Origin of the sequence: Lacticaseibacillus jixianensis, assembly GCF_003946485.1 — a bacterium.
GTDB lineage: Bacteria > Bacillota > Bacilli > Lactobacillales > Lactobacillaceae > Lacticaseibacillus > Lacticaseibacillus jixianensis.
Window position 1 is genome coordinate 84,948 of record NZ_RHOJ01000003.1, and the last position, 22,864, is coordinate 107,811.

25 protein-coding genes, 1 other RNA gene, 1 riboswitch and 1 other annotated feature are annotated in these 22,864 nt (G+C 59.2%); of the genes, 22 read left to right on the forward strand and 4 right to left on the reverse strand.

The window, feature by feature from the left end:
• Positions 1-348: 348 nt before the first annotated feature.
• The 6 genes from EKM85_RS02515 (at position 349) to rplL (ending at position 4,991) form a co-directional block, all read left to right on the forward strand.
• On the forward strand, positions 349-1,557 hold the full coding sequence (locus EKM85_RS02515) for a betaine/proline/choline family ABC transporter ATP-binding protein (RefSeq protein ID WP_125584696.1): 1,209 nt from the start codon (positions 349-351) through the stop codon (positions 1,555-1,557).
• The gene (locus EKM85_RS02520; protein WP_125584697.1) at positions 1,550-2,191 is read left to right on the forward strand and encodes an ABC transporter permease; all 642 of its coding nucleotides are present in this window, start codon (positions 1,550-1,552) and stop codon (positions 2,189-2,191) included. The genes EKM85_RS02515 and EKM85_RS02520 overlap by 8 nt, the downstream gene beginning before the upstream one ends.
• Positions 2,188-3,111, forward strand: coding sequence for an osmoprotectant ABC transporter substrate-binding protein (locus EKM85_RS02525; protein ID WP_125584698.1), 924 nt, complete (start codon positions 2,188-2,190; stop codon positions 3,109-3,111). Before EKM85_RS02520 ends, EKM85_RS02525 begins: the two co-directional genes overlap by 4 nt.
• Positions 3,111-3,770, forward strand: a complete 660-nt coding sequence (locus EKM85_RS02530; RefSeq protein ID WP_125584699.1) for an ABC transporter permease — start codon at positions 3,111-3,113, stop codon at positions 3,768-3,770. Before EKM85_RS02525 ends, EKM85_RS02530 begins: the two co-directional genes overlap by 1 nt.
• Positions 3,771-3,901: 131 nt before the next feature.
• Positions 3,902-4,020: a sequence feature (ribosomal protein L10 leader region), on the forward strand.
• A 32-nt stretch (positions 4,021-4,052) separates the two neighbouring features.
• Entirely contained in the window at positions 4,053-4,559 is a 507-nt protein-coding gene (rplJ, locus tag EKM85_RS02535) for a 50S ribosomal protein L10 (protein WP_125584700.1), read from the forward strand.
• A gap of 60 nt (positions 4,560-4,619) precedes the next feature.
• Entirely contained in the window at positions 4,620-4,991 is a 372-nt protein-coding gene (gene rplL / locus EKM85_RS02540; protein WP_125584701.1) for a 50S ribosomal protein L7/L12, read from the forward strand.
• A 75-nt stretch (positions 4,992-5,066) separates the two neighbouring features.
• Here the strand turns inward: rplL and EKM85_RS02545 are convergent, their stop codons facing one another.
• Positions 5,067-5,876, reverse strand: coding sequence for a hypothetical protein (locus EKM85_RS02545; RefSeq protein WP_125584702.1), 810 nt, complete (start codon positions 5,874-5,876; stop codon positions 5,067-5,069).
• A 150-nt stretch (positions 5,877-6,026) separates the two neighbouring features.
• Here EKM85_RS02545 and EKM85_RS02550 point away from each other — a divergent pair, with 150 nt between their 5' ends.
• From EKM85_RS02550 to ffs, 3 genes are all read left to right on the forward strand, one after another.
• Complete coding sequence (locus EKM85_RS02550; RefSeq protein ID WP_125584703.1) at positions 6,027-6,626, forward strand: class I SAM-dependent methyltransferase; 600 nt, start codon at positions 6,027-6,029, stop codon at positions 6,624-6,626.
• A gap of 9 nt (positions 6,627-6,635) precedes the next feature.
• Positions 6,636-7,142 (forward strand): tRNA adenosine(34) deaminase TadA, encoded by a 507-nt coding sequence (gene tadA / locus EKM85_RS02555; protein WP_125584704.1) that lies wholly within the window; start codon positions 6,636-6,638, stop codon positions 7,140-7,142.
• Between the two features lie 16 nt (positions 7,143-7,158).
• An RNA gene (ffs, locus tag EKM85_RS02560) (signal recognition particle sRNA small type) lies at positions 7,159-7,245 on the forward strand.
• 65 nt (positions 7,246-7,310) lie between these two features.
• On the opposite strand, the gene EKM85_RS02565 is transcribed toward ffs, so the two are convergent.
• Entirely contained in the window at positions 7,311-8,975 is a 1,665-nt protein-coding gene (locus EKM85_RS02565) for an ABC transporter ATP-binding protein (protein WP_125584705.1), read from the reverse strand.
• A 947-nt stretch (positions 8,976-9,922) separates the two neighbouring features.
• On the opposite strand from EKM85_RS02565, the gene dnaX reads away from it, so the two are divergent.
• The 10 genes from dnaX (at position 9,923) to EKM85_RS02615 (ending at position 16,829) form a co-directional block, all read left to right on the forward strand.
• Positions 9,923-11,593, forward strand: coding sequence for a DNA polymerase III subunit gamma/tau (dnaX, locus tag EKM85_RS02570; protein WP_125584706.1), 1,671 nt, complete (start codon positions 9,923-9,925; stop codon positions 11,591-11,593).
• Positions 11,594-11,610: 17 nt separating this feature from the next.
• Positions 11,611-11,916 carry a YbaB/EbfC family nucleoid-associated protein gene (locus EKM85_RS02575; protein ID WP_164510638.1) on the forward strand — a complete coding sequence of 102 codons (306 nt, stop codon included), beginning with the start codon at positions 11,611-11,613 and terminating at the stop codon, positions 11,914-11,916.
• An 8-nt stretch (positions 11,917-11,924) separates the two neighbouring features.
• The gene (gene recR / locus EKM85_RS02580; RefSeq protein ID WP_125584707.1) at positions 11,925-12,524 is read left to right on the forward strand and encodes a recombination mediator RecR; all 600 of its coding nucleotides are present in this window, start codon (positions 11,925-11,927) and stop codon (positions 12,522-12,524) included.
• A 12-nt stretch (positions 12,525-12,536) separates the two neighbouring features.
• Positions 12,537-12,797, forward strand: coding sequence for a YaaL family protein (locus EKM85_RS02585; protein ID WP_125584708.1), 261 nt, complete (start codon positions 12,537-12,539; stop codon positions 12,795-12,797).
• Between the two features lie 106 nt (positions 12,798-12,903).
• Positions 12,904-13,548, forward strand: coding sequence for a dTMP kinase (tmk, locus tag EKM85_RS02590; RefSeq protein WP_125584709.1), 645 nt, complete (start codon positions 12,904-12,906; stop codon positions 13,546-13,548).
• A 46-nt stretch (positions 13,549-13,594) separates the two neighbouring features.
• Entirely contained in the window at positions 13,595-13,924 is a 330-nt protein-coding gene (locus EKM85_RS02595) for a cyclic-di-AMP receptor (protein ID WP_125584710.1), read from the forward strand.
• Entirely contained in the window at positions 13,924-14,898 is a 975-nt protein-coding gene (gene holB, locus EKM85_RS02600) for a DNA polymerase III subunit delta' (RefSeq protein WP_125584711.1), read from the forward strand. Before EKM85_RS02595 ends, holB begins: the two co-directional genes overlap by 1 nt.
• Before the next feature lie 4 nt (positions 14,899-14,902).
• The gene (locus EKM85_RS02605) at positions 14,903-15,238 is read left to right on the forward strand and encodes a DNA replication initiation control protein YabA (protein WP_125584712.1); all 336 of its coding nucleotides are present in this window, start codon (positions 14,903-14,905) and stop codon (positions 15,236-15,238) included.
• Positions 15,238-16,107: a 16S rRNA (cytidine(1402)-2'-O)-methyltransferase gene (gene rsmI, locus EKM85_RS02610; RefSeq protein WP_225418922.1), complete on the forward strand. Its 870-nt coding sequence runs from the start codon at positions 15,238-15,240 to the stop codon at positions 16,105-16,107. Before EKM85_RS02605 ends, rsmI begins: the two co-directional genes overlap by 1 nt.
• Positions 16,104-16,829 carry an acyl-[acyl-carrier-protein] thioesterase gene (locus tag EKM85_RS02615; protein WP_125584713.1) on the forward strand — a complete coding sequence of 242 codons (726 nt, stop codon included), beginning with the start codon at positions 16,104-16,106 and terminating at the stop codon, positions 16,827-16,829. Before rsmI ends, EKM85_RS02615 begins: the two co-directional genes overlap by 4 nt.
• Before the next feature lie 53 nt (positions 16,830-16,882).
• Here the strand turns inward: EKM85_RS02615 and EKM85_RS02620 are convergent, their stop codons facing one another.
• Complete coding sequence (locus tag EKM85_RS02620) at positions 16,883-17,533, reverse strand: endonuclease III domain-containing protein (RefSeq protein ID WP_125584714.1); 651 nt, start codon at positions 17,531-17,533, stop codon at positions 16,883-16,885.
• On the reverse strand, positions 17,520-18,488 hold the full coding sequence (locus EKM85_RS02625) for an asparaginase (RefSeq protein ID WP_125584715.1): 969 nt from the start codon (positions 18,486-18,488) through the stop codon (positions 17,520-17,522). The genes EKM85_RS02620 and EKM85_RS02625 overlap by 14 nt, the downstream gene beginning before the upstream one ends.
• A gap of 311 nt (positions 18,489-18,799) precedes the next feature.
• Positions 18,800-18,897: riboswitch (THF riboswitch) on the forward strand.
• 34 nt (positions 18,898-18,931) lie between these two features.
• Between EKM85_RS02625 and EKM85_RS02630 the strand changes: the two genes are divergently transcribed.
• The 3 genes from EKM85_RS02630 to EKM85_RS02640 all read left to right on the forward strand — a co-directional run bounded on the left by EKM85_RS02630 (position 18,932) and on the right by EKM85_RS02640 (position 22,759).
• Entirely contained in the window at positions 18,932-19,450 is a 519-nt protein-coding gene (locus EKM85_RS02630; protein WP_125584716.1) for a folate family ECF transporter S component, read from the forward strand.
• Between the two features lie 834 nt (positions 19,451-20,284).
• A complete protein-coding gene (locus tag EKM85_RS02635) occupies positions 20,285-21,145 on the forward strand; it encodes a DUF6574 domain-containing protein (protein ID WP_125584717.1) in 861 nt (286 codons plus the stop codon).
• Positions 21,146-21,157: 12 nt separating this feature from the next.
• Positions 21,158-22,759 carry a TcaA second domain-containing protein gene (locus EKM85_RS02640; RefSeq protein ID WP_125584718.1) on the forward strand — a complete coding sequence of 534 codons (1,602 nt, stop codon included), beginning with the start codon at positions 21,158-21,160 and terminating at the stop codon, positions 22,757-22,759.
• The last annotated feature ends 105 nt before the right edge of the window (positions 22,760-22,864 follow it).

Here is a 22,864-nt window from a genome sequence, read left to right on the forward strand (position 1 = left end):
AAAGGTGCGCAGAGTCTGCGCACTTAGCGGGACAGCTAACCTAGCTGTAAGCATTGCCGCCGTACTTTGGCGGCGAGGCTTGCAGCGTAGTTAGATGCTCCCGCGTTGCGGACTCGAAGCCCAGTTAAGGTGCGCAGCGTTCGCGCACTTAGGTAGACGCGTAGCTCTGGCGCTATCAGCCCGAGTAGGAAAAGTCACTACTCACGGTGTCAAACTTTTCTGAAAGCGGGCGGTGTCAAATCTGCTGAAACCGGCGCACAGCCAGGGTTTGGGATGCAATGTAAGCGATGCGGGAAAATGTTTATGATATGGTAAATGTGTACAAATCGGAAAAAGGGGAGGATGCAAATGACCAACGAGGAGGAACCGATCGTCCAGTATCAGGACGTGAATAAGATTTACCGCGGCGGCAACGTTGCGGTTGAGCACATTAACCTCACCATCGATCGCGGCGATTTCGTCTGCCTGATTGGCACTTCAGGGTCGGGGAAAACCACGACGATGCGCATGATCAACCGCATGCTTGAACCGACCGGCGGCACGATCCTGTTTAAGGGCAAGGACATTCACCAGCAGGACCCGGTCGCACTCCGGCGCCGCATCGGCTACGTGATCCAAAACGTCGGCTTGATGCCCCACATGACGCTTTACGAGAACATTACGCTGGTCCCCAAACTGTTGAAGTGGCCAGAGGCTAAGCGACGGGCCAAAGCGGAAGAGCTGATCAAAATGGTCGAGCTGCCGGAAAGTTTTCTGGATCGCTACCCGGCCGAGCTCTCCGGCGGTCAGCAGCAGCGCATCGGGGTGATCCGGGCGCTGGCGGCCAACCAGGATCTGATCCTAATGGACGAGCCGTTCGGGGCACTCGACCCCATTACGCGTGAGAGTCTCCAGGAGCTGGTCAAGCACCTGCAGCAGGAGCTTGGCAAAACCGTTGTGTTCGTGACCCACGACATGGACGAGGCGCTCAAGCTGGCCACTAAGATCGTGGTGATGGACGCCGGACACATTATCCAGACGGCCACCCCCACGGCGTTGTTGCAGCACCCGGCCACCGCGTTCGTGCGCGAGCTGATCGGCGAAGAACGTCTGATCCAGGCCCGAGCCGACGTGACGACGGTGGGAGCGATCATGCTGAAAAACCCAGTGGCCATCACGCCGGGCAAGTCGCTGCACGAGGCCATTCAACTGATGCGTGATCGGCGCGTTGATACACTGCTGGTCGTCGACGACAACAACTACTTGAAGGGTTTTATCGACATCGAATCCCTCACGCGCCAGTACGCCCAGTCCACGGCGGTCAGTGATATTATGCAAACAAAGCTCTTTTACGTGCATGAATCCGCCCTGCTGCGTGATTCGGTCGACCGGATTTTGAAGCGGGGGCTGAAGTACGTGCCGGTGGTGGACGCGGAAAACAAGCTGAAGGGCATTGTCACCCGCTCCGCCTTGGTCGACATGGTGTATGACACGATCTGGGGTGAAAACGCCGATCACGATGAGACCGAGGCCGGGCCGGACCACCAGCCTCAGGCGGGAGGTGAGCGGCATGGGTGACTTCTTGGCCCAACACGGCGCCGAACTGCTGGTCAAAACCTGGGAACAGCTGTACATCTCGGCGATTTCGCTGGGGCTCGGGATCCTCGTGGCCGTGCCGCTGGGGGTCGTGCTGACCCGGCTGCCAAAGACGGCGAAAGTGGTGATTGCCCTCGCGTCGATGCTCCAAACCGTGCCCAGCCTAGCGCTGCTGGCGCTGATGATCCCACTGTTTGGCATAGGCCAGGTACCGGCCATTGTGGCGCTGTTTATTTACTCCCTGCTGCCGATCCTGCGCAACACCTACATCGGGATGCAGGACGTCTCCCCGGTTTTGAAGGACGCGGCCAAGGGCATGGGCATGACGCCGGTGCAATCCATCGTGCAGGTGGAACTGCCCATGGCGATGCCGGTGATCATGGCCGGGATCCGACTGTCGGCGGTGTATGTCATTGCCTGGGCGACCCTGGCCTCCTACATCGGGGCGGGCGGCCTGGGTGATCTGATCTTCAGCGGCCTGAACCTGTTTCAGCCGGCGCTGATCATCGGTGGGACGGTGCCGGTGACGATCCTGGCCCTGGCGGTTGACTGGCTTCTCGGCAGGCTGGAGAAGCGGCTCACCCCGCGGACCAGCCGGAAGGAGGCCGCACAATGAAAAGACTGACCAAACTGATCCTGGCGGTGGGGGTATTGCTATTCGCGCTGGCGGGCTGTGGATTTCCCGGCATCGCCGGGACCGATCGCGGCACGATCAAGATCGCGGCGATGAGCGCGACAGAAAGCTCGGTCATGGCCAACATGCTGGCCGAGCTGATCAACCACGAGCTCGGCTACCCCACGACGCTGGTGGCCAATCTCGGCTCCACCACGGTGACGCATCAGGCGCTGCTGCGCGGGGATGCCGACATTGCCGCGACCCGCTACACTGGCACAGATCTGACGGGGACGCTGAACCTGCCGGTAGAAAAGGACCCCAAGAAGGCCGGCGCGATCGTCAAGCGGGTGTTCAAACAGAAGTTCCACCAGACGTGGTTTCCGACTTACGGGTTTGCGGATACATACGCCTTCATGGTGACCAACCAGTTTGCCGCGCAGCATCACGTGGCGACTATCAGTCAGCTCAAGTCGCTAGCCCCAAGCATGGCCGCCGGCGTTGATTCGTCCTGGATGAATCGCAAGGGCGACGGTTACGCGGACTTTACGACTACGTACGGCTACGACTTCAAGCGGGTTTACCCGATGCAGATCGGGTTGGTGTACGACGCGGTGGCGGCGGGAAAGATGCAGACCGTATTGGGTTACTCTACCGATGGCCGGATCCACTCTTATGACTTGACGGTGCTGAAGGACGATAAGCACTTTTTCCCGCCGTATGACGCCTCTTTGGTGGTCAACGACAGTCTGCTAAAAAAGTACCCCAAACTGGCCCCGGTCTTGCATCGCCTTGACGGGAAAATCAGCGTGGCCGCGATGCAGGAGCTGAATTACCAAGTGGACGACCAGCTCAAAGAGCCGGCGGTCGTGGCCCAGGAGTTTCTGGTTAAACACAACTATTTCAGAGGAGGTGAAGACTGATGGCAGACATGGGGACTTTTCAGCAGTTCTGGTACTATTTGACGACCAACGGGAGCTACGTGCTCAGTCAGTTCACCCGGCATTTTCTCATTTCCATATACGGGGTGTTGATCGCCGCCGTGATCGGTATTCCCGTTGGGCTGGTGATCGCCCGCAACCGCAAGCTGTCCAGCACGGTGATCGGGATCGCCAACGTGATCCAGACCATCCCGAGTCTGGCGATGCTGTCCATCATCATGCTGGGGCTTGGGCTGGGGGTCAACACGGTGGTCGTGACCGTGTTTCTGTACTCACTGCTGCCGATCATTAAAAACACGTACACTGGCATGGTCAATGTCGACCCCACGGTGATCGATTCCGCCAAGGGGATGGGCATGACCTCGTTTCAGCGGCTTTACATGGTCGAAATTCCCCTTTCGATGAGTGTGATCATGGCCGGGATCCGGAATGCGTTAGTGGTCGCCATCGGGATCACCGCCATCGGCGCCTTTGTGGGGGCCGGCGGGCTGGGCGACATCATCGTGCGCGGGACGAACGCGACTAACGGTGGTGCCATCATCCTGGCCGGCGCGCTGCCGACTGCGCTGATGGCGATCATCGCCGATTTGGTGCTCGGGTTTGTCCAGCGGCGGCTGGAGCCGAAGGAATCAAGCCGCTAAGCGCATAGCGTGTCTCCTGCCACCGGTGGGGGACACGTTTTTGGTCTGGTTCATTTGGTGAGAGCGAGCGTCGGCGGAAGGAATTTGACGGTCTTCCTTGACGCCGGGGGTCGTTCATGATATGCTCCTCGTTGTGATAATTCACTCTGCCTAAGACTCAGGTGGCGCAAGCCTTAATATCCTGCCGAGGTGGTATCAGTACGTTAGATACCTCTATGTCTTGGTAGACATGGAGTTTTTTTTTCGAAAAACTTCAACCAAACTACAGGAGGTGAAAAATCTATGAGTGAATCAATTATCGCTGCAAAAGCTAAGGTCGTTGATGGCATCGTTGAGCAGTTCAAGGCTGCAAAAAGCGCTGTTGTTGTTAACTACCGCGGCTTGACCGTTGATGAAGTAACTGCGCTGCGCAAGGAGCTGCGTGATGCCGGTGTCAAGATGGAAGTCATCAAGAACACCTACCTCCGCCGTGCCGCTGACGCAACTGGCTACGAAGGACTTGACGAAGTGTTCACTGGCCCAACCGCCATCGCGTTCTCGAACGACGATGCCGTTGCCCCGGCGCGCATCATGACCAAGTTCGCTAAGCAGTTCGATGCCCTCGTTGTTAAAGGCGGGATCATCGAAGGCAAGGTTGCCAGCCTGGAACAGATCACAGAACTGTCCAAGCTGCCAGACCGCGATGGGATGCTGTCGATGCTGCTGTCTGTTCTGCAGGCCCCAGTGCGCAACGTCGCATACGCCGTCAAGGCCGTTGCCGAAAGCAAGGATGCAGAACCAGCTGCGTAATGCGGCTGTGGCTGCCTGACCGATCCGTTATCAAAACAATATAAATTGGAGGAAACAAACATGGCTTTAGATACAAAGGCTATTGTCGACCAGTTGAAGGATGCTTCCATCCTTGAACTGAACGACCTCGTTAAAGCAATTGAAGATGAATTCGGCGTTACCGCTGCTGCCCCTGTTGCAGCTGCCGGTGCTGCTGGTGGCGACGATGCCGCTGATGCAAAGGATTCCTTCACCGTTGAACTGACCGAAGCCGGCCAGGAAAAGGTTAAGGTTATCAAGGAAGTTCGCACCATCACTGGCCTTGGCCTGAAGGATGCGAAGGGTCTGGTTGATGCCGCTCCTTCCAACATCAAGGAAGACGTTACCGAAGACGAAGCCAACAAGCTCAAGGAACAGCTTGAAGCCGTTGGCGCAACCGTTACCCTCAAGTAATTGTTGCTCAATTAACGTTAAAGCGCGTTGGACAATGTCAGAGATGACAGTGGCCAACGCGCTTTTTCAATTGTGCTAGTCGGTTGTCGCGGCAAACAGCAGCGGGTCGGTCATCCCCGGTCCGCGGTACTCCAGCTGCAGGTCGATCCCTTTGCCCACGACGATGCCGGCGTTGCCAAAATAGGCCCAGAAGGTGGTGCTGGCATACCCGCCTGGGGCCAGCTTGGCGGTGCCCTGCTGGTTGGCTAAAACGGTGGCCGGGGCAAGAAACGGCCCGGTGATCGTAAACTGGCTCGGGGCGGGCATGAACCCTGCCTGATCCGTAAAGTTCGCGTATTCGACCGTGATCTGAACGCAGAGATTTTTGGGTAGTTTGCCGGCTTCAACTAGTTTCTGCCCGGCGGCGTTCAGCTGGTGGGTGATCTGCGTCACGCGCAGCCCGTACGCATTATTTGCACCGAGGCCCATTTTGTTGGTTTGAAGGATCCGTGAAGTTTCACTCGCCTCAGGGAGGACGGTCAGGACCTTGGTTTGGGTCTTACCGTTAAGCGTTGCCGTTAACACCAGTTCGCCTTCGTCAATGGCGCCGTTCACTGTTGTGACCTTGCCAGTGCCTTCGCCGCGGACCAGGACCTGATCCTGATGATCGCGGTCTTTCAGGGTGAACTTGGCGTTGTTGGACAGCGTGAAGGTGAGCTTGACCTTGCCACCAGTCGACCTAAATAAGGTATTCGGCGTCGTGATGGTCGGCCCAGGCAGGTTTTTGCTGCTGGCGGTTGAACTAGCTGGGCCTTTGCCGCTACCGCCAGTCTGACTGCGGCAGCCACCAAGGCCGGCAACAAGCAATACCGCGAGAACAGGCAACATTTTTTTGAATGATTTCATGAGGATCCTCCGTATGAGATAATTGTAAGGAATCGAACAGGGGATGTAAACGACGCCGAATAACGCTATTGTTATCTTAAAGAGTTCGCGCCCCGCACGACCTAGCACCGGGATCTTGGACTAGCGGCGCTGCAACGAAAGGAAATCATGATGAGCCATTACTATACGAATGATCCAGATTTACCGCACGATGAGCAGACTTTTTCCTATGACCTGGCGGGCCAGCGCCTGCAGTTCACTGCTGACAACGGGGTCTTCTCAAAACACACGATCGACTTCGGCAGTCGCGTGCTGATCGAGACTGTCGCTACCCAGCCGGCGCTGCCGGCAGGCGCACTTTTGGATGTCGGCTGCGGCTACGGGCCGATCGGGCTCGCGTTGGCCAAGCGCTTCCCTGCGCGGCAGGTCACGATGTCGGACGTCAACGAGCGGGCACTGGCGCTGGCCAAGCGCAACGCCGAGGCCAATCAGATCACCAATGTGACGGTGGTCGAATCGTCGGTGTACGAGCATATTGACGGGCAGTTTGGCGTGATCGTGACCAACCCGCCGATCCGCGCTGGGAAAGCCACCGTCTCGGCAATTCTGGCCGGAGCATTTGACCACTTAGTGCCAGGCGGTCAGCTGTTCTGCGTGATCCAGAAAAAGCAGGGCGCGCCATCGGCCCTGAAGCTGATGCAGGAAACGTTCGCCACCGCAGAGAAAATCAAGATGGAACACGGCTATTACATCCTGCGGGCGACTAAGTAAGGAGGGGCCATGGCTGAACTGACATCCGAAGACTTTATGAACGCGGCCTTGGCCGAGGCGCGGGCCGCCGCGGTGATCGGTGAAGTGCCCATCGGCGCCGTTGTGGTCAAAAACGGTCGGATCATCGGGCGCGGCCACAATTTACGCGAACACGCGCAAGACAGTACGCTGCACGCGGAGATCCTGGCGATTCAGGAGGCCTGCATGACCCTTGGCAGCTGGCGTCTGGAAGACTGCGATCTGTACGTCACGCTAGAGCCCTGCCCCATGTGTGTCGGGGCGATGATCAACGCGCGCGTGCGCCGCTGCTTCTTCGGGGCTATGGACCCCAAGGCCGGCGCGGCCGGCTCGCTGGTCGATCTGCTCAGCGACACGCGCTTTAACCACCAGGTGCAGGTGGTGGGCGGGCTTAAGGCGCGGGAATGCGGCGCCATGCTGGCCGACTTCTTCCGGGCGATCCGGGAGAAACGTAAGGCCGCCAAGCGGACTGGTCAAAGCCTGAACAAACAGGTATAATGAATTTTGCCGAAAGGCCTTGAGGCAATGGCAGCCTTTCGAATTGTGTCAGGTCCGGAAGGAAGCAGCACTAAGGATGGTTTGCCATGTGCCTTAAGTTTTTGAGCAAATAAACAAGGACGTACCCAGTGGGTGCGTCCTTTTTCTGTGCGCAGCGGTGGTGGGCAATCAGTTCAGTGCCAGTTGATCAAGGGCCGAGGCAACGGCGGGATCGCGCTGGGTGCCAGCCGCTACGATGTGGCCGTCTTGCATAACGAAAATCCGGTCCGCCTTCTTGAAGGTGGCGGCATTGTACTGGTGGGTGATCATGACAAAGCCTTGCTTCATGGCAAAAATGTCTGCCTGGAGCCGATCGGCGATCTTCGGGTCAAGCCCCGTGGTCATTTCGTCCAGCACCATGAACTGGTAGCGGCGCAGCAGCAGGCGAGCCAAGGCGACGCGCTGCTTTTCTCCACCTGAGAGCAGAGGACTGGTGCGGTCGACCACGGTGTCCAAATCGTGCGCCGCAAGCCAGTCGCTCATGCCAGCCTGACGCAGGGCGGCTTCGACCTGCCCGTCCGCGTAGTCTGTGCTGAACAGCGTGACATTATCGCGTACCGTCCCGGAAAAAATGTCGGCCTGCTGCTCGAGTTCGCCGATCAGGCCGAAGACGGCTGCCGGGGCTAACTGCGCCGCGGGCTGATTACTCAGGGTGACCTGCCCGGCAGTCGGGTTCAGCTCACCAAGCAGCAGGCGCATCAGGGTGGTTTTGCCGCTCCCACTGGCCCCAACCAGCAGGTACTTGCGGTTTGGCTCAAGCGCCAGATCAATGTCCTGGAGCACGTCTTGGTAGCTCGCCTGGTGCGCTGAGATCAGCGGGCTGGTCATCGGCAGCGTCGCGGGCGCGGCCTGGGCAGCGGTTGGTGCAGCCTCTTGGGTCATGGCGGCCAGCTGGCTGGCGACCTTACGTGCCCCGTAGAACTCTGCCAGCATCGCCGTCAACTGCGCCATCGGCCAATTGAAGAAGCTGGCTAGCTGAGAAAAGGCGACCAGTTGGCCCAGCGTGATCTGTCCTTGGCGGACAAAATAGGCGCCGACCAGCCAAGTGCCCAGGTACATCACGTCGCCCAGAAAATCGGCCATACCGCTGGTGATTTTTTGCACCTGCTGCTCATGCGTTGAGGTCCGCCGCACGTCCGCGCTGGCGGTTTGGTGCAGCCGAAAAAAAGGCGGCTGCGCCAGCGCGTGGGCAATGGTGGTGAAGCCGCTCAGGGCATCGGTGACCCGGCTGGTGTAGCGCTCGATAGCGGCCACGACGTCGTCTTTAGCATGTTCCAGCGCCTTTTTGACCAGGAACGGAAAGACCAGCGCCGGCACGCTCAGCAGCACGACGGCCAAGGTGATCACAGGGTCGATGAGCAAGGTGCCAGCCGCGGCGAAGATCAAGAGCATCAGCAGGTAGAAGGCGCGCAGGATGACGTGAAAGTAACTGCTGGTGACAATGTCGACTTGCTTGGTGAGCTGGGTGACGTAATTGCCGACCGCTTGCTTGCCAAATACGTTCGGCCGCAGCGTCAAGTCATGGTGGAATAAATCGCGCCGCAGCTCATCGCCTAGGCGTAGGGGCAGCGCCTCGTTAACATACTCGCTGGCCGAATCCGTGACGGCCTGGATCACTAGGTACCCCAAAATGAGGGGTACGGCGAGAGTAAAGGTGAGGTTCACGCGCCCGGTTGCGATGTCAGTAATCAGCTGCAGAACATAAGAGTAAGCCACTAGTACCGCTGCTGCGGCCACGCTGAGGCTGATGGCCAGGGCGACGCGCCAGGGGTGACGAGCAAAGTAATGAAACATCTTTCTCCTCCAATTCTAATCTGTCAAAGCGTAGCACTTCGCCAGGGGTGGGACAACGTGAAATGAAGAGCCGCGAGGATTTATGGCGGTTTGGCCTGCTTTACAGCCTGTAGTTGCGCTCCGCACTGGCAACGCCCGAGCATCTAGCTACGCTCGGGGCCTCGCCAGCAAAGTGCACTGGCAATGCCCCAAGCTAGGCTAGCTGTCGGGCTAGGTACGCCAGTGCTTCGCAGCCTGTAGTTGCGCTCAGTGAGGCAACGCCTGAGCAGCTTGCTACGGCAGCAGCCTCGCCGCCAAAAAGCGGCGGCAATGCCGCTGCCTAGGCAAGCTGTCAGGCTAAGTTCGCCTCACTCCGCAGCCTTAGTTGCGCTTCGCGAGGCAACGCGGGAGTGGCCAGCTACGGTAGCGGCCTCGCCGTCAAGGCCCGACGGCAATGCCGCCACCTAGGCTGGCCATCCCGCTAAAAGCGCCCCGCTTCGCAGCCTTCAGTTGCGCTCCGGGCTCGCAACGGGTGAGCATCTAGCTACGCCCAACGCCTCGCCGGCAAAGAGCGCCGGCAATGCGTTAGGATATGCTCAGACTGTAGCCGTTTACGGCGTACAGTCTGACATGCGTAGCGGCTAGATGTCCCCCTAAATGCGCGAGCCCTCCGCAGCCTTTAGTTGCGCTCAGTGAGGCAACGTCTGAGCAGCTTGCTACGGCCGCCGCCTCGCCGCCAAAAAGCGGCGGCAATGCCGCTGCCTAGGCAAGCTGTCAGGCTAAGTTCGCCTCACTTCGCGGCCTTAGTTGCGCTCCGCGGGGCAACGCGGGAGTGGCCAGCTACGGTAGCGGCCTCGCCGTCAAGGCCCGACGGCAATGCCGCCACCTAGGCTGGCCATCCCGCTAAAAGCGCCCCGCTTCGCAGCCTTCATATGTTAAACTAGAACAGTTAGAAAGGATGAGGACGCGTGGCTTATCAAGCGCTATACCGGGTCTTTCGGCCCCAGCAGTTCAAGGACGTGATCGGCCAAGACGCCATCACGACCACGCTCAAAAATGCCCTGATCGAGCATCAAACCAGCCACGCCTACCTCTTTTGCGGGCCGCGGGGGACAGGGAAGACGAGTGTGGCCAAGATCCTGGCCAAGGCGCTCAACTGCCGCCACCTAACCGATGGGGAGCCGGACAACACCTGCGATCTCTGCGTGGCGATCAATAACGGTAGCCTGACTGACGTGATCGAGATCGATGCGGCCTCTAACAACGGGGTCGACGAGATCCGCGACATCCGCGACAAGGCGAAGTACGCGCCGACCGAGGGCACGGTCAAGGTCTACATCATCGATGAAGTTCACATGCTGTCGACAGGCGCGTTTAACGCGCTTTTGAAAACCTTGGAGGAACCGCCGGCCCACGTCGTTTTCATTCTGGCGACGACGGAGCCGCAGAAGATCCCAGCAACGATCATCAGCCGGACACAGCGGTTTGATTTTCGCCGCATCACGAGCGCCGACATCGTTAAGCGGATGCAGTTCATCTTGGATGACAAGCAGATCACCTATGATGATCAGGCCCTAATGGTCATTGCCAAGGCGGCGGAAGGGGGCATGCGCGATGCGCTGTCCATCCTGGACCAAGTGCTGGCGTTCGGCCAGGATCACGTCACCGTTGACAATGCGCTGGACGTGACGGGCGGCGCGGCGGCGGCTCAGCTTGGCGAGTATCTCCAGCATGTGGCGGCGCACGACACCGCCGCGGCGCTGACGACCATCGAACAGCTCCTGGCGTCGGGTAAAGACGCGGGGCACCTGATCGACGACCTGATCGGCTACCTGCGCGACCTGCTCGTTTATCAGCAGGCGCCAGCTTTGGTCAACGATACGGCCAGCGCGCTGCAGGATGCGCACTTCAAGGGCCTGACTGAGCAGTTTCAACCGGCCCAGCTCTACCACATGATCGCGGTGCTGAACACCACCCAGGGCCAGCTGCGGCTGACCAACAGTCCCGCGTTGTACTTGGAAGTGGCGACAGTTCAACTGGGTCAGCCGCTGGCAGAGCAGGCCGCACCGGCGGAAAGCGCCGAGGTCAAGCAGCTGGCGCAAACGGTCGCCAAGCTTCAAAAAGCGCTGGCGACCCTTGAGCAGTCCGGAATCCCAGCGCCTGCGCCGGCAAAGGCCGCGGCCAAGCCGCGCAAGGGGCTGAAGATCCATAAGGAACAGATTTACCCGATCCTGGGCGCGGCGACCAAGAAGGACCTGGAAGCCGTCAAGGACGTCTGGCCGGACCTGCTGTCGATGCTGTCCGTACCGGATCAGGCGATGATGAAAATCTCCAAGCCGGTCGCCGCTAGCCCGGGCGGGGTGATCGTCAGTTTTGCCTATGACATCCTGATCGAGCGGGCCAATGGCGATACCGCTTTGATGACGGGGCTGGCCGCCAACCTCAGCAAGCTGATGGGCGGCCCGCGGCAGGTCGTCTTGGTGCAGGAACAGCAGTGGCCGCAGGTGCGCAAACAGTACCTGATCGAGCACGGGGCCCCCAAGCCTGCCCAACCGAAGGCGGCTGAGGAGTCGCCGGTGGTCAAGCCGATCACAGACCTATTTGGTAAAGAACCTAATATTGAAGTCAAAAATGACTAGAAAGCGTGATTGATATGATGCGTGGCGGGAATATGGCCGGGATGATGAAGCAGATGCAGAAGCTGCAAAAGGAAATGACCAAGGCCCAGGAAGAGTTGAACAGCACCGACTTCACGGCCACTTCGGCTTCGGACATGGTGACGGTGACGTTTGGCGGCGACAAGACGATGAAAGACATCCAAATCAAGCCAGAAGCCATCGACCCCGATGATCCCGATATGCTTCAGGACTTGGTGCTTGAAGCGGTCAACGCTGGGTTGAAGAAGGTCGATGAGGCGACCCAGCAGAAGATGGGTAAGTACACCCAGGGTCTGCCGCGGTAGGAGGGGCCATGCAATATCCACAACCGATTGAAAAACTGATCGACAGCTATATGCGCCTGCCCGGCATCGGTGCCAAGACGGCCACGCGGCTGGCGTTTTACACCATCGACATGAATAAGGATGACGTGGCCAGCTTTGCCCAGGCGTTAACTGCCGCCAAGACCGAGCTGCACTACTGCAGTATTTGCGGGAACATTACCGACGACGACCCCTGCGAGATCTGTCAGGACAAAACGCGCGACCAAAGCACGATCCTGGTGGTCGAGCAGCCCAAGGACGTCATGAGTATCGATCGGACCAACGATTACCGCGGCCTGTACCACGTGCTTCACGGGGTGCTGAGTCCCATCGAAGGCAAAGGCCCGGAAGACCTCAACATCGAAAGCCTGATCAAGCGGCTACAGACGCATCCGGAGGTCAAAGAAGTCATCGTGGCCACCAATGCCACCCCGGAAGGTGAGGCTACGGCGCAGTATTTGGCGCGCCTGATCAAGCCGGCGAAGATCAAGGTGACCCGGCTGGCGCACGGTTTGGCCGTGGGCTCGGACATTGAGTATGCCGACCAGATGACCTTGCTGAAGGCCGTCGAGGGCCGCACCGAACTGTAAGGGGGCAGTGCCATGTTTTTTCGCAAGCGCAAACCGAGTATCAAGAACGAGGCCGACCGGGCCCTGATGGAGGAGATCTATCAGGTCCGGGACCGGATGGCCAGTCAGCGCAAACTGATGGCCTCTTTTCGGGAGGTCGACGAGGTGACCAAGGCCCAGCTGGACCTACAGAAGGCGCTGTTTGATTTTCTTCATCGCGAAGCCCGCGAGCGCCACGTGGCCGGCGAGATCGTCGCGGAAATGGCCGCCATTTCGATCGAACAGAATCAGTAAGGACCCGGCCGGACCGGGTTCTTTTTTGAATGGCGGGGGGAATGGTTTAATTCGCGCCGCTTTTCAAGTAAACTAGAACCATTAACAGATGAAAGAGTTGAAGGCAGTGGCAGGGAGATTCATTACGTTCGAGGGCCCGGATGGGGCAGGGAAAACTAGTGTGCTGAGCGCGCTGATCCCAATTGTTGAGAAACACGTGGCGATGCCCGTGACGCTGACCCGCGAGCCTGGCGGTGCCGATATTTCTGAAAAGATCCGAACGCTGATTCTGGATCCCGCCAACGTGGCAATGGATCCGCGCACCGAGGCGCTGCTGTACGCGGCCTCGCGCCGTCAGCACCTGATCGAAGTGATCGATCCAGCACTGGCCGCCGGCGCCTTGGTCATCTGCGACCGGTTTGTGGATTCTTCTGTTGCGTACCAAGGCGGCGGCCGCCAGATTGGCGAAGAAGCGGTACTGGCGATGAACCACTTTGCCACCGGTGGGCAGGGGCCGGAGTTGACCGTTTACTTGGACATCGACAGTGCGGCGGGCCTGGCTCGCATTCAAGCACACCAGGCCTCGCGGCAGTACGATCGGCTTGATCGCGAAAGCTTGGCCTTCCATCAGCGGGTGCGTGCGGCGTACTTGAAGCTGGCTAAGGCCGAGCCTGCGCGGATCAAAACCGTCGATGCCAGTCAGCCGCTTGAGCAAGTCGTCGCCGCGTGTGCTAAAGTGTTAGCCGCTCATTTAGGTGATAGTTGGCAGTAGAAAGTCGCGGCTCAGCCGTGCAGCCTTTTCACAGGAGGAATGGCTTATGAAGTTGATCATGGCAATCGTTCAGGACAAGGATTCAAACCTGCTGTCCAGTGAGTTCATCGACGCGAACATCCGGGCCACCAAGTTGAGTTCAACTGGCGGCTTTCTGAAGTCCGGTAACACGACCTTCATTATTGGGGTCGAGGACGAACGCGTTGAGGAAGTCTTGCAGATCATCAAGGAATCCGCTCAGACCAGGCGCCAATTCATGACCCCACCGGTCAACTTGGATGCCACCTCGGACGCGTCTATGGCTTATCCTGTTGAGGTGCAAGTCGGTGGTGCGACCGTCTTCGTCCTGCCGGTGGATGCTTTCCACCAGTTCTGATGAGTACGATCGAACAGCTGCAGCCGACGCTGGTACGCCAGTTCAGCCAGATCATCGGCGCCGGCAATCTGAGCGCGGCGTACATTTTCGCCGGGGCGGCAGGGACCGGCAAGGCGGCGCTCGCGCAGTGGCTCGCGATGCGCCTGCTTTGCCTTGCCCCGAAGGATGGCCGGCCGTGCGGTGAGTGTGCGGAATGCCGGCGCGTCATGTCCGGCAACCACCCGGACGTGGTGTGGCTGAATCCCGACGCGAAAAGCATCAAGGTGGACGACGTGCGCGCGATGCGGCAGGAAATGAGCAAGACCGGCGTGGAAGGCAATCGCCGCGTCTTCGTGATCGAAGGCGCCGAGCGGCTGACGGCGGGGGCAGAAAACAGCCTGCTGAAGTACTACGAAGAGCCGGTGCCGGGCATGACCATCATTTTGACGACCACGGCGAAGAATCAACTGCTGCCCACCATTCGTTCGCGGGCGCAGGTGATCAATTTCAAAACGCCGCCGGTCAGCGGGGTGCGGGATGCGCTGGTCGCCAAGGGGGCGGATGAACGGCTGGCCACGATCGCCGCAAGCCTGACTGCCGACCCCGCGGCGGCGTTGGCCCTTGCGACTGATGAGCAGTTCGCCAAACGCACGGCGGCGGTGCTTCAGCTGGTCAATCAGCTGAGTAAAAAAGACGCGACCGCGTTTGTGGCGGTGCAAACCACGCTGCTGCCGCTGGCGAAGACCCTGCCTGAGCAGACGCAAACACTGGCGCTGCTGGGCCTGGCCTACGCCGATGCGCTTAATCAGCACTACCACATCCAGGCGCCGCGCGCGTTTGGCAACGACCTGGCCATTTTGGCGCTGGCTGAAGCCACCAGCAAGCAGCTGGCCACCGGGCTGGCTGCGGTCTTGAACGCTTCGATCAGGCTGAGTCAGAACGTGACGTTCCAAGCTGCCGTTGAGGCACTGGTGTTACAACTTTTAGAAGGGTGATCTTGTGGAGAAAAAGGACCTGTACGACAACTTCATGCAGCTCGAGCGCGAGGCGCAGGCACTGCTCACGCGGGTGACCGGGCTGAGCGCCGACGTGGCTAAGGCCTTGGCGCGCAACGCCGAGCTGGAAATGGAGAATAAGCACCTCCGCGAGCACCTGGCCGCGCTGGAAGATGGGCACGCTGCGTCGACGGGGGCCACTGAGCTGAGTAAGTCCAAGGCCAACCTGGAAAGCTTGTACAACGAGGGTTTTCACGTTTGCCCTTACATGTACGGCCAACGCCGGGTGGATGATGAGCCGTGTGCCTTTTGCCTCGACATCATTTATGGTGAGCACTGATGACCGCCCGACAAATGGCGAGCTTTGCGCCGCACGAGACGGGCACGCTGTACCTAGTGCCCACGCCGATTGGCAACTTGGACGATATGACTTTTCGCGCCGTCAAGACGCTTCAGGCCGTTGATCTGATCGCGGCGGAGGACACGCGCAACACCCAGAAGCTGCTTAATCACTTTGACATTAAGACCAAGCAGATCAGCTTCCATGAGCACAACACCCAGGCCCGGATCCCCGAACTGCTCGCCCGGCTGCAAAACGGTGAGGCGATCGCGCAGGTGTCAGACGCGGGGATGCCGTCGATTTCCGATCCCGGCAAGGAACTGGTCAAAGCTGCCATTGAGGCGGGCATTCCAGTGGTCCCGCTGCCCGGGGCCAACGCGGCGCTGACGGCGCTGATCGCAAGCGGCATCACGCCGCAGCCGTTCTTGTTCTACGGCTTTCTGCCGCGTAAGGCCAGCGAGCAAACGGCCGCGCTTGAGGGTTTAGCCGACCAGCCCGAAGCGGTCCTGTTCTACGAATCACCGTACCGCGTAGCCAAGACCCTGCGCGCCATGCAGGCGGTTTTCGGCGAGCGCCAGGCAGTCCTGGCCCGTGAGCTGACCAAAAAGTTCGAGGAGTTCATTCGCGGCTCGCTCACTGAGCTGATCGACTACGCGGAGGCCAGCGCCCGCGGTGAGTTTGTGATCATCGTCGCGCCCGGTGCGCCGAAGCCGGCCGCAGTCTCCACGCTGCCGCTGAAGGCTCAGGTCCAAGCCAAAATTACTGCCGGGGCGCGGCCTAACGACGCCATCAAGGCGGTGGCGAAGGCGAATGGCCTCAAGCGCCAACAGGTGTACAACGAATTTCACGGGATCGAGGAGTCAGAATGACGTATACAGAAGCATTAACGGTGCCTTTTTTTCTTGGCACGCAAACTGGCAACCTGAGCTTGGCCAACATGGCCAACATCATGCTGCTGGTCTCGGAGAACCAGCTGGACCAGGTCGGTGCCGGGATCGCAGGGCTGGCCAAGCACGGCGCCGGCTGGGTGATCACCCAGTACCACATCGACGTCACGCGGATGCCGCGGATCGATGAGCATTTGGTGGCCGGCACTGAGGCCACGTCTTACAACAAGCTGATGACCTACCGTGAGTACTGGTTGGCCGATGACGCAGGTAATCGCCTCGTGACGATGCGCGGGGCTTGGGTGATGATGGATCTGGCAACGCGCAAGATCATCCCGATCATTCCGGCGTTTGCCGAAAAAGTCGGGGCGCACTTCGACAGCAAGGTCGAGCGGTTCCCGCGGCTGGTTAAGCAGTCTGAATTCACCAAAACCGCAGCCTACCGCGTGCGGTATTTCGATATCGACGGTAACGGTCACGTCAATAATGCGCACTACATGGAGTGGATGGAAGACGTCCTCGGCGAGGCGTTTCTGCTGACCCACAAGCTGGTGGAAGCCGACATTAAGTACGCGCGTGAGGTGGCGTACGGCACGATGGTCGACTCAGCGGTGCGAGTTGATGGGGATACCTCCTATCACCTCATCAGCACGGACGGCTTGGCGAACGCTGAGGCGAAGCTCCGGTGGGAGAAAAAAGCATGACCACGGCAAAACAAAAGCAGGTAACTTCACAAAGTGGTGAAGTTGCCTGCTTTTTAGTCTGCCAGCACCAGTGTGGCCCCGGCTAAGGGGCTGTCATCAAAATTTTCTTTAGTCTTAACGGTTTTCCCAAAGTTGTCGATCAAACCGTGGAACTCCTGGGCGTCGGCAAGGGCCCAGCTCGCCACCCCAGGCAGGCGACGCTGCAACTGGGCGTAGGTTTTCGTCGGCACCTTTAGCCAGGTGAACAGGCGGCGCGCATAGTTGTCGGCGATGAAAGTGGGCTGATCGAACACGTAAAGGCGCAGGGCGTCGGCCGTTTCCTCCCCGATCCCGGGAAGGGCAAGCAGCTCCTTGCGCAAAGCGGCCGGGTCGCCGGCGCCGATCTGGGCGAGGGCAAAGTCGCGGGCCTTTAGCCAGGCGAAGAGCTGGACCAGGGCGCGGCTTTTATTCTGGTAGAAGCCGCTGGGCCGGATCAGCGGAATCAGCTCAAGCTGGCTGAGTGCCGCGAGCTTTGCCGGTGCGAAGCCGGTGGCCGCCTTCAGGTTGGCCAAGCTGCGGTCGACGTTGCGCCAGTTGGTGTTTTGAACCAGAATAGCGCCGACTGCGATCTCAAACTTTGAATCCGCCGGCCACCAGCCGGACGGGCCCAGCAGGGCGGCCAGCCGGTGGTACAGGGCCCAGGGGGTGATCTCAGCTGACGGCATTGTTGACGTACTCCGCCAGTGCCGTGCCGGTGAGCCCTGCCGACAGGCCGACGATCAGCTTAATGCGCGCCTTTTGGCCGTTGAGGCCCTGGCAAAAAGTGACGCCCATTTGCTTGAGTCCAACCCCGCCGCCTTCGTAGTCGTAAATGTCTTCGGCCATGCCGTTGAAGCAGCGTGACACGAGGACGACGGGCACGCCGCGGGCTAAAAGCCGCTGCAGGGCCGGTAAGGTCGCTGGTGGCAGGTTGCCCGCGCCTAGCGCCTCGATCACCAGGCCGGCAGTTTCTGCCGGGAGCGCGTCGAATAAGGTGCCGTCCATCCCGGCGTACGCCTTGAGCAGGTAGACGTTTGCCACCACGTGGTCGATCGGCGCCATCCCTTTTTGCAGGAGTTTTTCGAAAAAACGGGGCCCATCCTTGGTGACGAGGCCGATGGGGCCAAAACTGGGTGTGCGGAACGTGGACACGTTGGTGGTGTGCGTTTTGGTCACAAATCGCGCCGTGTGGATCTCATCGTTCATGACCACGAGGCAACCCATCCCCCGTGCGTGGTCGCTGGCCGCCACGCGCAGGGCGCTGAGAAAGTTGTAGTTGCCATCCGCGCCGATTTCATTGCTCGACCGCATTGCCCCGGTCACCACGACCGGGATCGTGGACGGGGTGGTGAGGTCGAGAAAAAAGGCAGTTTCCTCCAGCGTGTCGGTGCCGTGGGTGACCACTACCCCGTCAATGCCGGCGATCTCCGCCTCGCGGATGCGTTGGCTGATTGCCAGCATCCGCTCGGGGGTGATGTGCGGTGACGGTAGGTTGAAGACCTCCTCTGAGGTGACGGCGATGTCTTTTAGCTGCGCCGGGGCGGCCATCATTGGGTTGTTGGTGCTGGGAACAACGGCGCCCGCCTCGTTTTCGGTCATCGAGATCGTCCCACCGGTGTGCAGCGCAAGAATGTGTTTCATAAATTTGCCTCCAGGGTTTGATAGGTTCAGCTTAGTGGGCGGCCGGCCAGAATGCAACCACGCGGCGATGAACTAGTGCTTGGGATAAAAAAACACCGCCAGGGCAGGCGGTGTTCTTGCCTCTGGGCGGAGGCTTGTAACGCTTGGTTACAAGAAACAATACTAGCGGACCTAAGTTAAATCGAGTTTGGCATGCAGCGGGAATAGACGGAGAGTTCGGTGTGAGAATTCTCATGGACACCTACAAGTGAAGGCCTACACGTTGTTGCAATTTTCAGCAAACGGTCTAGACTAGTTTGCGTACCATAAATCTAGGAGTAGGCATCAACGCGTTAAGTGCCACCGGAACGGAATGTGAACGGTGGACGAAGGCCATGTGGGCCGCGGTGTTGACGCCGCATTCGCCTGATCGTTAGGCGCCTCCAACAAAGGAGATTGTCACCATGGAAGTCTTGTCTTTTTCCGGTCCCAAGATGAAAGCGACGCGCACCGTCGTTTTGATGGGCCTGTTCTTGGCGATGGATATCGTCTTGCAGCGGTTCTCGTTTGGACCATCGTTTCTCAAGTTCGGGGTGGGCTTTTTCGCCACCGCACTCATGGGCTATTACTTAGGACCTTGGGTTGCAGCGGTCGATGCCGCCCTGGCCGACCAAGTGGGCATCATGCTCAGCGGGGGCGTCAACATCCCGCTGTACACGCTGAGCGCCGCCTTGGCTGCGTTCATCTACGGGACCTTTTTCCATAACCATAAGGTCACCGTGTGGCGGGTGCTGGTGCCCGTGGCCATCGTGCTAATTTTTGTCAACATTGGGTTGGGCACATGGTGGCTTGAACTGACCGGTTTTAAGTGGCAGGTGATCCTGCCCACTCGGGCCGTGAAGAATCTGATCATGATCCCGATTCAGACGGCGCTGACCTATGCGGCGCTGCGTGGGGTCGAACGGATCCGGCCGCACTTTTAAACATTGACGATAAGGGCGCCCCGCGGTGGGCGCCTTTTTTGTGAAGGTGCGCAGGGTCGACGGTCTTAGCCCGACAGCTAGCCCAGCTCCAGGCATTGCCGCCGTACTTTGGCGGCGAGGCTTGGAGCGTAGCTAGATGCTCGGGCGTTGTCGACCCGAAGCCCAGTTAGAAGGTGCGCAGGGTCGACGGTCTTAGCCCGACAGCTAGCCCAGCTCCAGGCATTGCCGCCGTACTTTGGCGGCGAGGCTTGGAGCGTAGCTAGATGCTCGGGCGTTGTCGACCCGAAGCCCAGTTAGAAGGTGCGCAGGGTCGACGGTCTTAGCCCGACAGCTAGCCCAGCTCCAGGCATTGCCGCCGTACTTTGGCGGCGAGGCTTGGAGCGTAGCTGCTGCCGCATGTCAGCTTGTACGCGCTATGCGCTACAAGCTGATCAAGCCGCTCGGGCGTTGGCGACTCGAAGACCAGTTAGAAGGTGCGCAGGGTTCGCGCACTTAGCGGGCCCGCTGACATAGCCGCTTGGCATGGTAGCCTGGGGTCATGAATGGCGCTTTGCATGGCCGCGTCATCGGGCCCACAAAACTTTGTGAAAATATTAATATTTTCTTGGACAAAGGCGGGGAGTGGGGGTATCATGATGGGTGTATATACAAGGTTTACATTTTAAAAAGTAATCGGCCGATCCATTGAAAAGTGTTTCATAACGTTAGTTGCATATTCGTAACGTTTTCTGGAAACTTTTTGAATGGGTATTTTTTTGTCTGAATAATTTTGAACGGCAGCGGTTGGGGATAATCGCTGTTCGCCATTATTGGGTCATTGGAGGAGTGAGTAATATGAAAACATGTCCACAATGCGGCGCGGAGCAAGCGCTGGATGCAAAATTTTGCACAAAATGCGGCTATCAATTCACGATGACAGCGCCGGGCTCGGCGCCGGATCCTGCTGGCCAGCCTGCACCAAGCCAGCCAAGCACTGGCCAACCCGGGCCAACTCCAGCGAGCGCGCCGACGCAACCAAACGAGAACCTGGAAAAAGCGAAGGCGTTGGGAAAGGGCTACTGGGCCTGGCTGGTTGCGGGGTTCAAGCACCCTGGCCGGCCGGTTCAAGCCAGCAGTCAGTGGTTTGGCCTGCTCAGCATTGGGCTGATCGGACTGTTCAACATGATCGCGGTCATTCGGCCACTGGCAAATACTGTGAATTCGGTCGGTAGTTCCCTCAGTAGTTCCGTAGGCGGTCTGTTCAGCAGTCAGGTTCAGGAAGCCAGTTCAACTGCTAGCAGCGCCATCTTTGGGACTGGGTTCCGCATGCTGATCTTGTTTATTGTCATCGGCATTGCGCTGGCCACCTCGGCCTGGCTAGGCAAGCGCGTGATCAGCGGTGATACGAGTGGGTACCTCGAAGGCTTGACTGAATTTGCGTACCGCATTTCTCCCGCACTGTTGTTGAGCGCGATCGCCGCCGTGATCGGGCTGCTCTCTGGCCTAATGGGGCTGCCGCTGATTCTTTTGCTGATCGGAGCGGAGTACGCGCTGCAAAACATCGCGTTCTTCCAGATGGCCTTGACCCAGCCGACTTACCGGGGGATGGACCCGCAGTACTTGCTGTTTTTGATCACGATGGTGACCGGCATTGTGAACATCATTTTGTTCATGCTGTTTGGTAGCTCGCTTTTCGGCATGCTTAGCAATCTCTAGGGGGCGGCTGGGATGAGTGAAACGCAAGAATTTTGCCCCAACTGCGGGGCTAAAGTCTCGCCGAATGACCTCTTTTGTCCGGTTTGCGGGGCAAAGCTGCAGGCCGAGCAGGCAGCGTCTGCCAGCGGTGAGACCCAGCAGGCGGCAGGGGCGGTGCCACCGGCGTCTTCCGCCGCCGATCGCGCATCTTCCGCCGGCGCTCCTGGTGCTGCGGGGCAAGCGAGCCCGCAGCCTGGCCCTCAGCAGACGGTGCCGCCGTCTACCACGCCGCCGCAGCCCACGCCGATGCGGCGGCAGCCGGCGCGACCGATGAAGAAGAAAACCAAGGGGCTGATCGCGCTGGCGGCGGTCTTGGTGGTCGCGCTGGGGGCGGGCTATTTTGCCCTCAAGAATTACTACGCCCCGGGCAAGCAGATGACGCGCATCTTCACGGCGGTCCGCAAAGGGGATGCCGGGCAACTGAGCAAGGTCGTCGTGGCCAGCGACCCGACGGTCAAGGTCAGCGAGGCCAGCGTCAAGCCGCTGGCGGCCTACTTCAAGGCCAATCCGCACCAAGCCGACCAGTTCGTGGACGAGCTGCGTTACCAGAGCCGCACCGCGTTTGGCCACTTCAGCCTTGAGCAGTCCGGCAAGTACTGGTTGCTTTTTCCTAAGTACGCGCTGACCACTGACGAACGGTTGGGGCTGCAATTGACGGCCTCCCGCAGTGGGGTGACGATCAAGCAGGGCAGCAAGACGGTCCTGAAGACGACCAGCGCACGCAGCGAGAAGACGTTGACGGGACTGCTGCCGGGCCGCTACCAGTTCAGCGGCAGCACCAAGCTGAACGGCAAGGCGCTTAAGGCCAAACAAACGGTCAACATTGGGGATGACAACGGGACGACGACGGTTCCCTTTAACTTTGTTTCCCTGACGCTTAACGTGACGAGTCAGCTGGACGGCGGCACCCTGTACGACACGAATGGCGCTAAGCTCGGGACCATCAAAGACGGCAAGCTGAAGGTGGGTCCGCTGGGCTACATGGCCGGCACTAAGTTCTACGTCGAAAAGAAGTTCGATGACGGCGCCGTCCGCTCCCGGCAGTACGATCCGGCTGACCACTTCGTCGATTCAGATCTGACCTGGCACGCGAAAACGAGCCTTTCGGCCAAGGACGCGCTGTCCAAGGACGACGCCAAGAACGTCCTGAGCAACATCATCTACAATATGTACAACGGCTACAGTTCCGGCACGTTCGAAGACACCGACGACTTTTCAGGCAACGTTGACAAGAACACGGCCTATCAGTTCTTCAAGGGTGTGGCTGACCAGTACGCCAAGCGCGATGACGTCCTGTCCGTCGACTGGACTGCCAATGTGCGGTCGGTGACCCAGACGGGCGTCAGCACTTGGGCGGTCAACTACGACCTGATCTATAAAGTTGTGTACACCGACGAGCGAGACGATCGCACCCAGGTCTTTAATGACACGGGAACGATGGTCGAAAGCGATGGCCAGTTCAAGATGGCCGGCACCGCGGGGAAGTTCAGCCCGGTTTACGACAATAATGCCAACGAAAACAAGGCGGCAGTCGGCGATCCTAGTCGCGCTGACAGCGATGATGGTGAGTACTGAGTGCAGTCGCGAGGTGCTTGGTAAAGTTAGCGGTGTGGGCGTTATCCGCGTCGGCTCAAGCAATTGGTTAATGCCCGTCTTTAAGTAGGCGGGCATTTTTTCTGT

Bases quoted from the DNA above. Each gene is read 5' to 3' on its own strand.
- rsmI (WP_225418922.1), top strand. From the start codon at position 15,238: ATGACCGCCCGACAAATGGCGAGCTTTGCGCCGCACGAGACGGGCACG.
- holB (WP_125584711.1), top strand. From the start codon at position 13,924: ATGAGTACGATCGAACAGCTGCAGCCGACGCTGGTACGCCAGTTCAGC.
- EKM85_RS02575 (WP_164510638.1), top strand. From the start codon at position 11,611: ATGCGTGGCGGGAATATGGCCGGGATGATGAAGCAGATGCAGAAGCTG.
- rplJ (WP_125584700.1), top strand. From the start codon at position 4,053: ATGAGTGAATCAATTATCGCTGCAAAAGCTAAGGTCGTTGATGGCATC.
- recR (WP_125584707.1), top strand. From the start codon at position 11,925: ATGCAATATCCACAACCGATTGAAAAACTGATCGACAGCTATATGCGC.
- EKM85_RS02625 (WP_125584715.1), bottom strand. From the start codon at position 18,488: ATGAAACACATTCTTGCGCTGCACACCGGTGGGACGATCTCGATGACC.
- EKM85_RS02630 (WP_125584716.1), top strand. From the start codon at position 18,932: ATGGAAGTCTTGTCTTTTTCCGGTCCCAAGATGAAAGCGACGCGCACC.
- EKM85_RS02565 (WP_125584705.1), bottom strand. From the start codon at position 8,975: ATGTTTCATTACTTTGCTCGTCACCCCTGGCGCGTCGCCCTGGCCATC.
- EKM85_RS02615 (WP_125584713.1), top strand. From the start codon at position 16,104: ATGACGTATACAGAAGCATTAACGGTGCCTTTTTTTCTTGGCACGCAA.
- EKM85_RS02545 (WP_125584702.1), bottom strand. From the start codon at position 5,876: ATGAAATCATTCAAAAAAATGTTGCCTGTTCTCGCGGTATTGCTTGTT.
- EKM85_RS02585 (WP_125584708.1), top strand. From the start codon at position 12,537: ATGTTTTTTCGCAAGCGCAAACCGAGTATCAAGAACGAGGCCGACCGG.
- EKM85_RS02515 (WP_125584696.1), top strand. From the start codon at position 349: ATGACCAACGAGGAGGAACCGATCGTCCAGTATCAGGACGTGAATAAG.
- EKM85_RS02640 (WP_125584718.1), top strand. From the start codon at position 21,158: ATGAGTGAAACGCAAGAATTTTGCCCCAACTGCGGGGCTAAAGTCTCG.
- tadA (WP_125584704.1), top strand. From the start codon at position 6,636: ATGGCTGAACTGACATCCGAAGACTTTATGAACGCGGCCTTGGCCGAG.
- EKM85_RS02520 (WP_125584697.1), top strand. From the start codon at position 1,550: ATGGGTGACTTCTTGGCCCAACACGGCGCCGAACTGCTGGTCAAAACC.
- EKM85_RS02635 (WP_125584717.1), top strand. From the start codon at position 20,285: ATGAAAACATGTCCACAATGCGGCGCGGAGCAAGCGCTGGATGCAAAA.
- EKM85_RS02620 (WP_125584714.1), bottom strand. From the start codon at position 17,533: ATGCCGTCAGCTGAGATCACCCCCTGGGCCCTGTACCACCGGCTGGCC.
- rplL (WP_125584701.1), top strand. From the start codon at position 4,620: ATGGCTTTAGATACAAAGGCTATTGTCGACCAGTTGAAGGATGCTTCC.
- EKM85_RS02530 (WP_125584699.1), top strand. From the start codon at position 3,111: ATGGCAGACATGGGGACTTTTCAGCAGTTCTGGTACTATTTGACGACC.
- EKM85_RS02550 (WP_125584703.1), top strand. From the start codon at position 6,027: ATGAGCCATTACTATACGAATGATCCAGATTTACCGCACGATGAGCAG.
- EKM85_RS02595 (WP_125584710.1), top strand. From the start codon at position 13,595: ATGAAGTTGATCATGGCAATCGTTCAGGACAAGGATTCAAACCTGCTG.
- EKM85_RS02525 (WP_125584698.1), top strand. From the start codon at position 2,188: ATGAAAAGACTGACCAAACTGATCCTGGCGGTGGGGGTATTGCTATTC.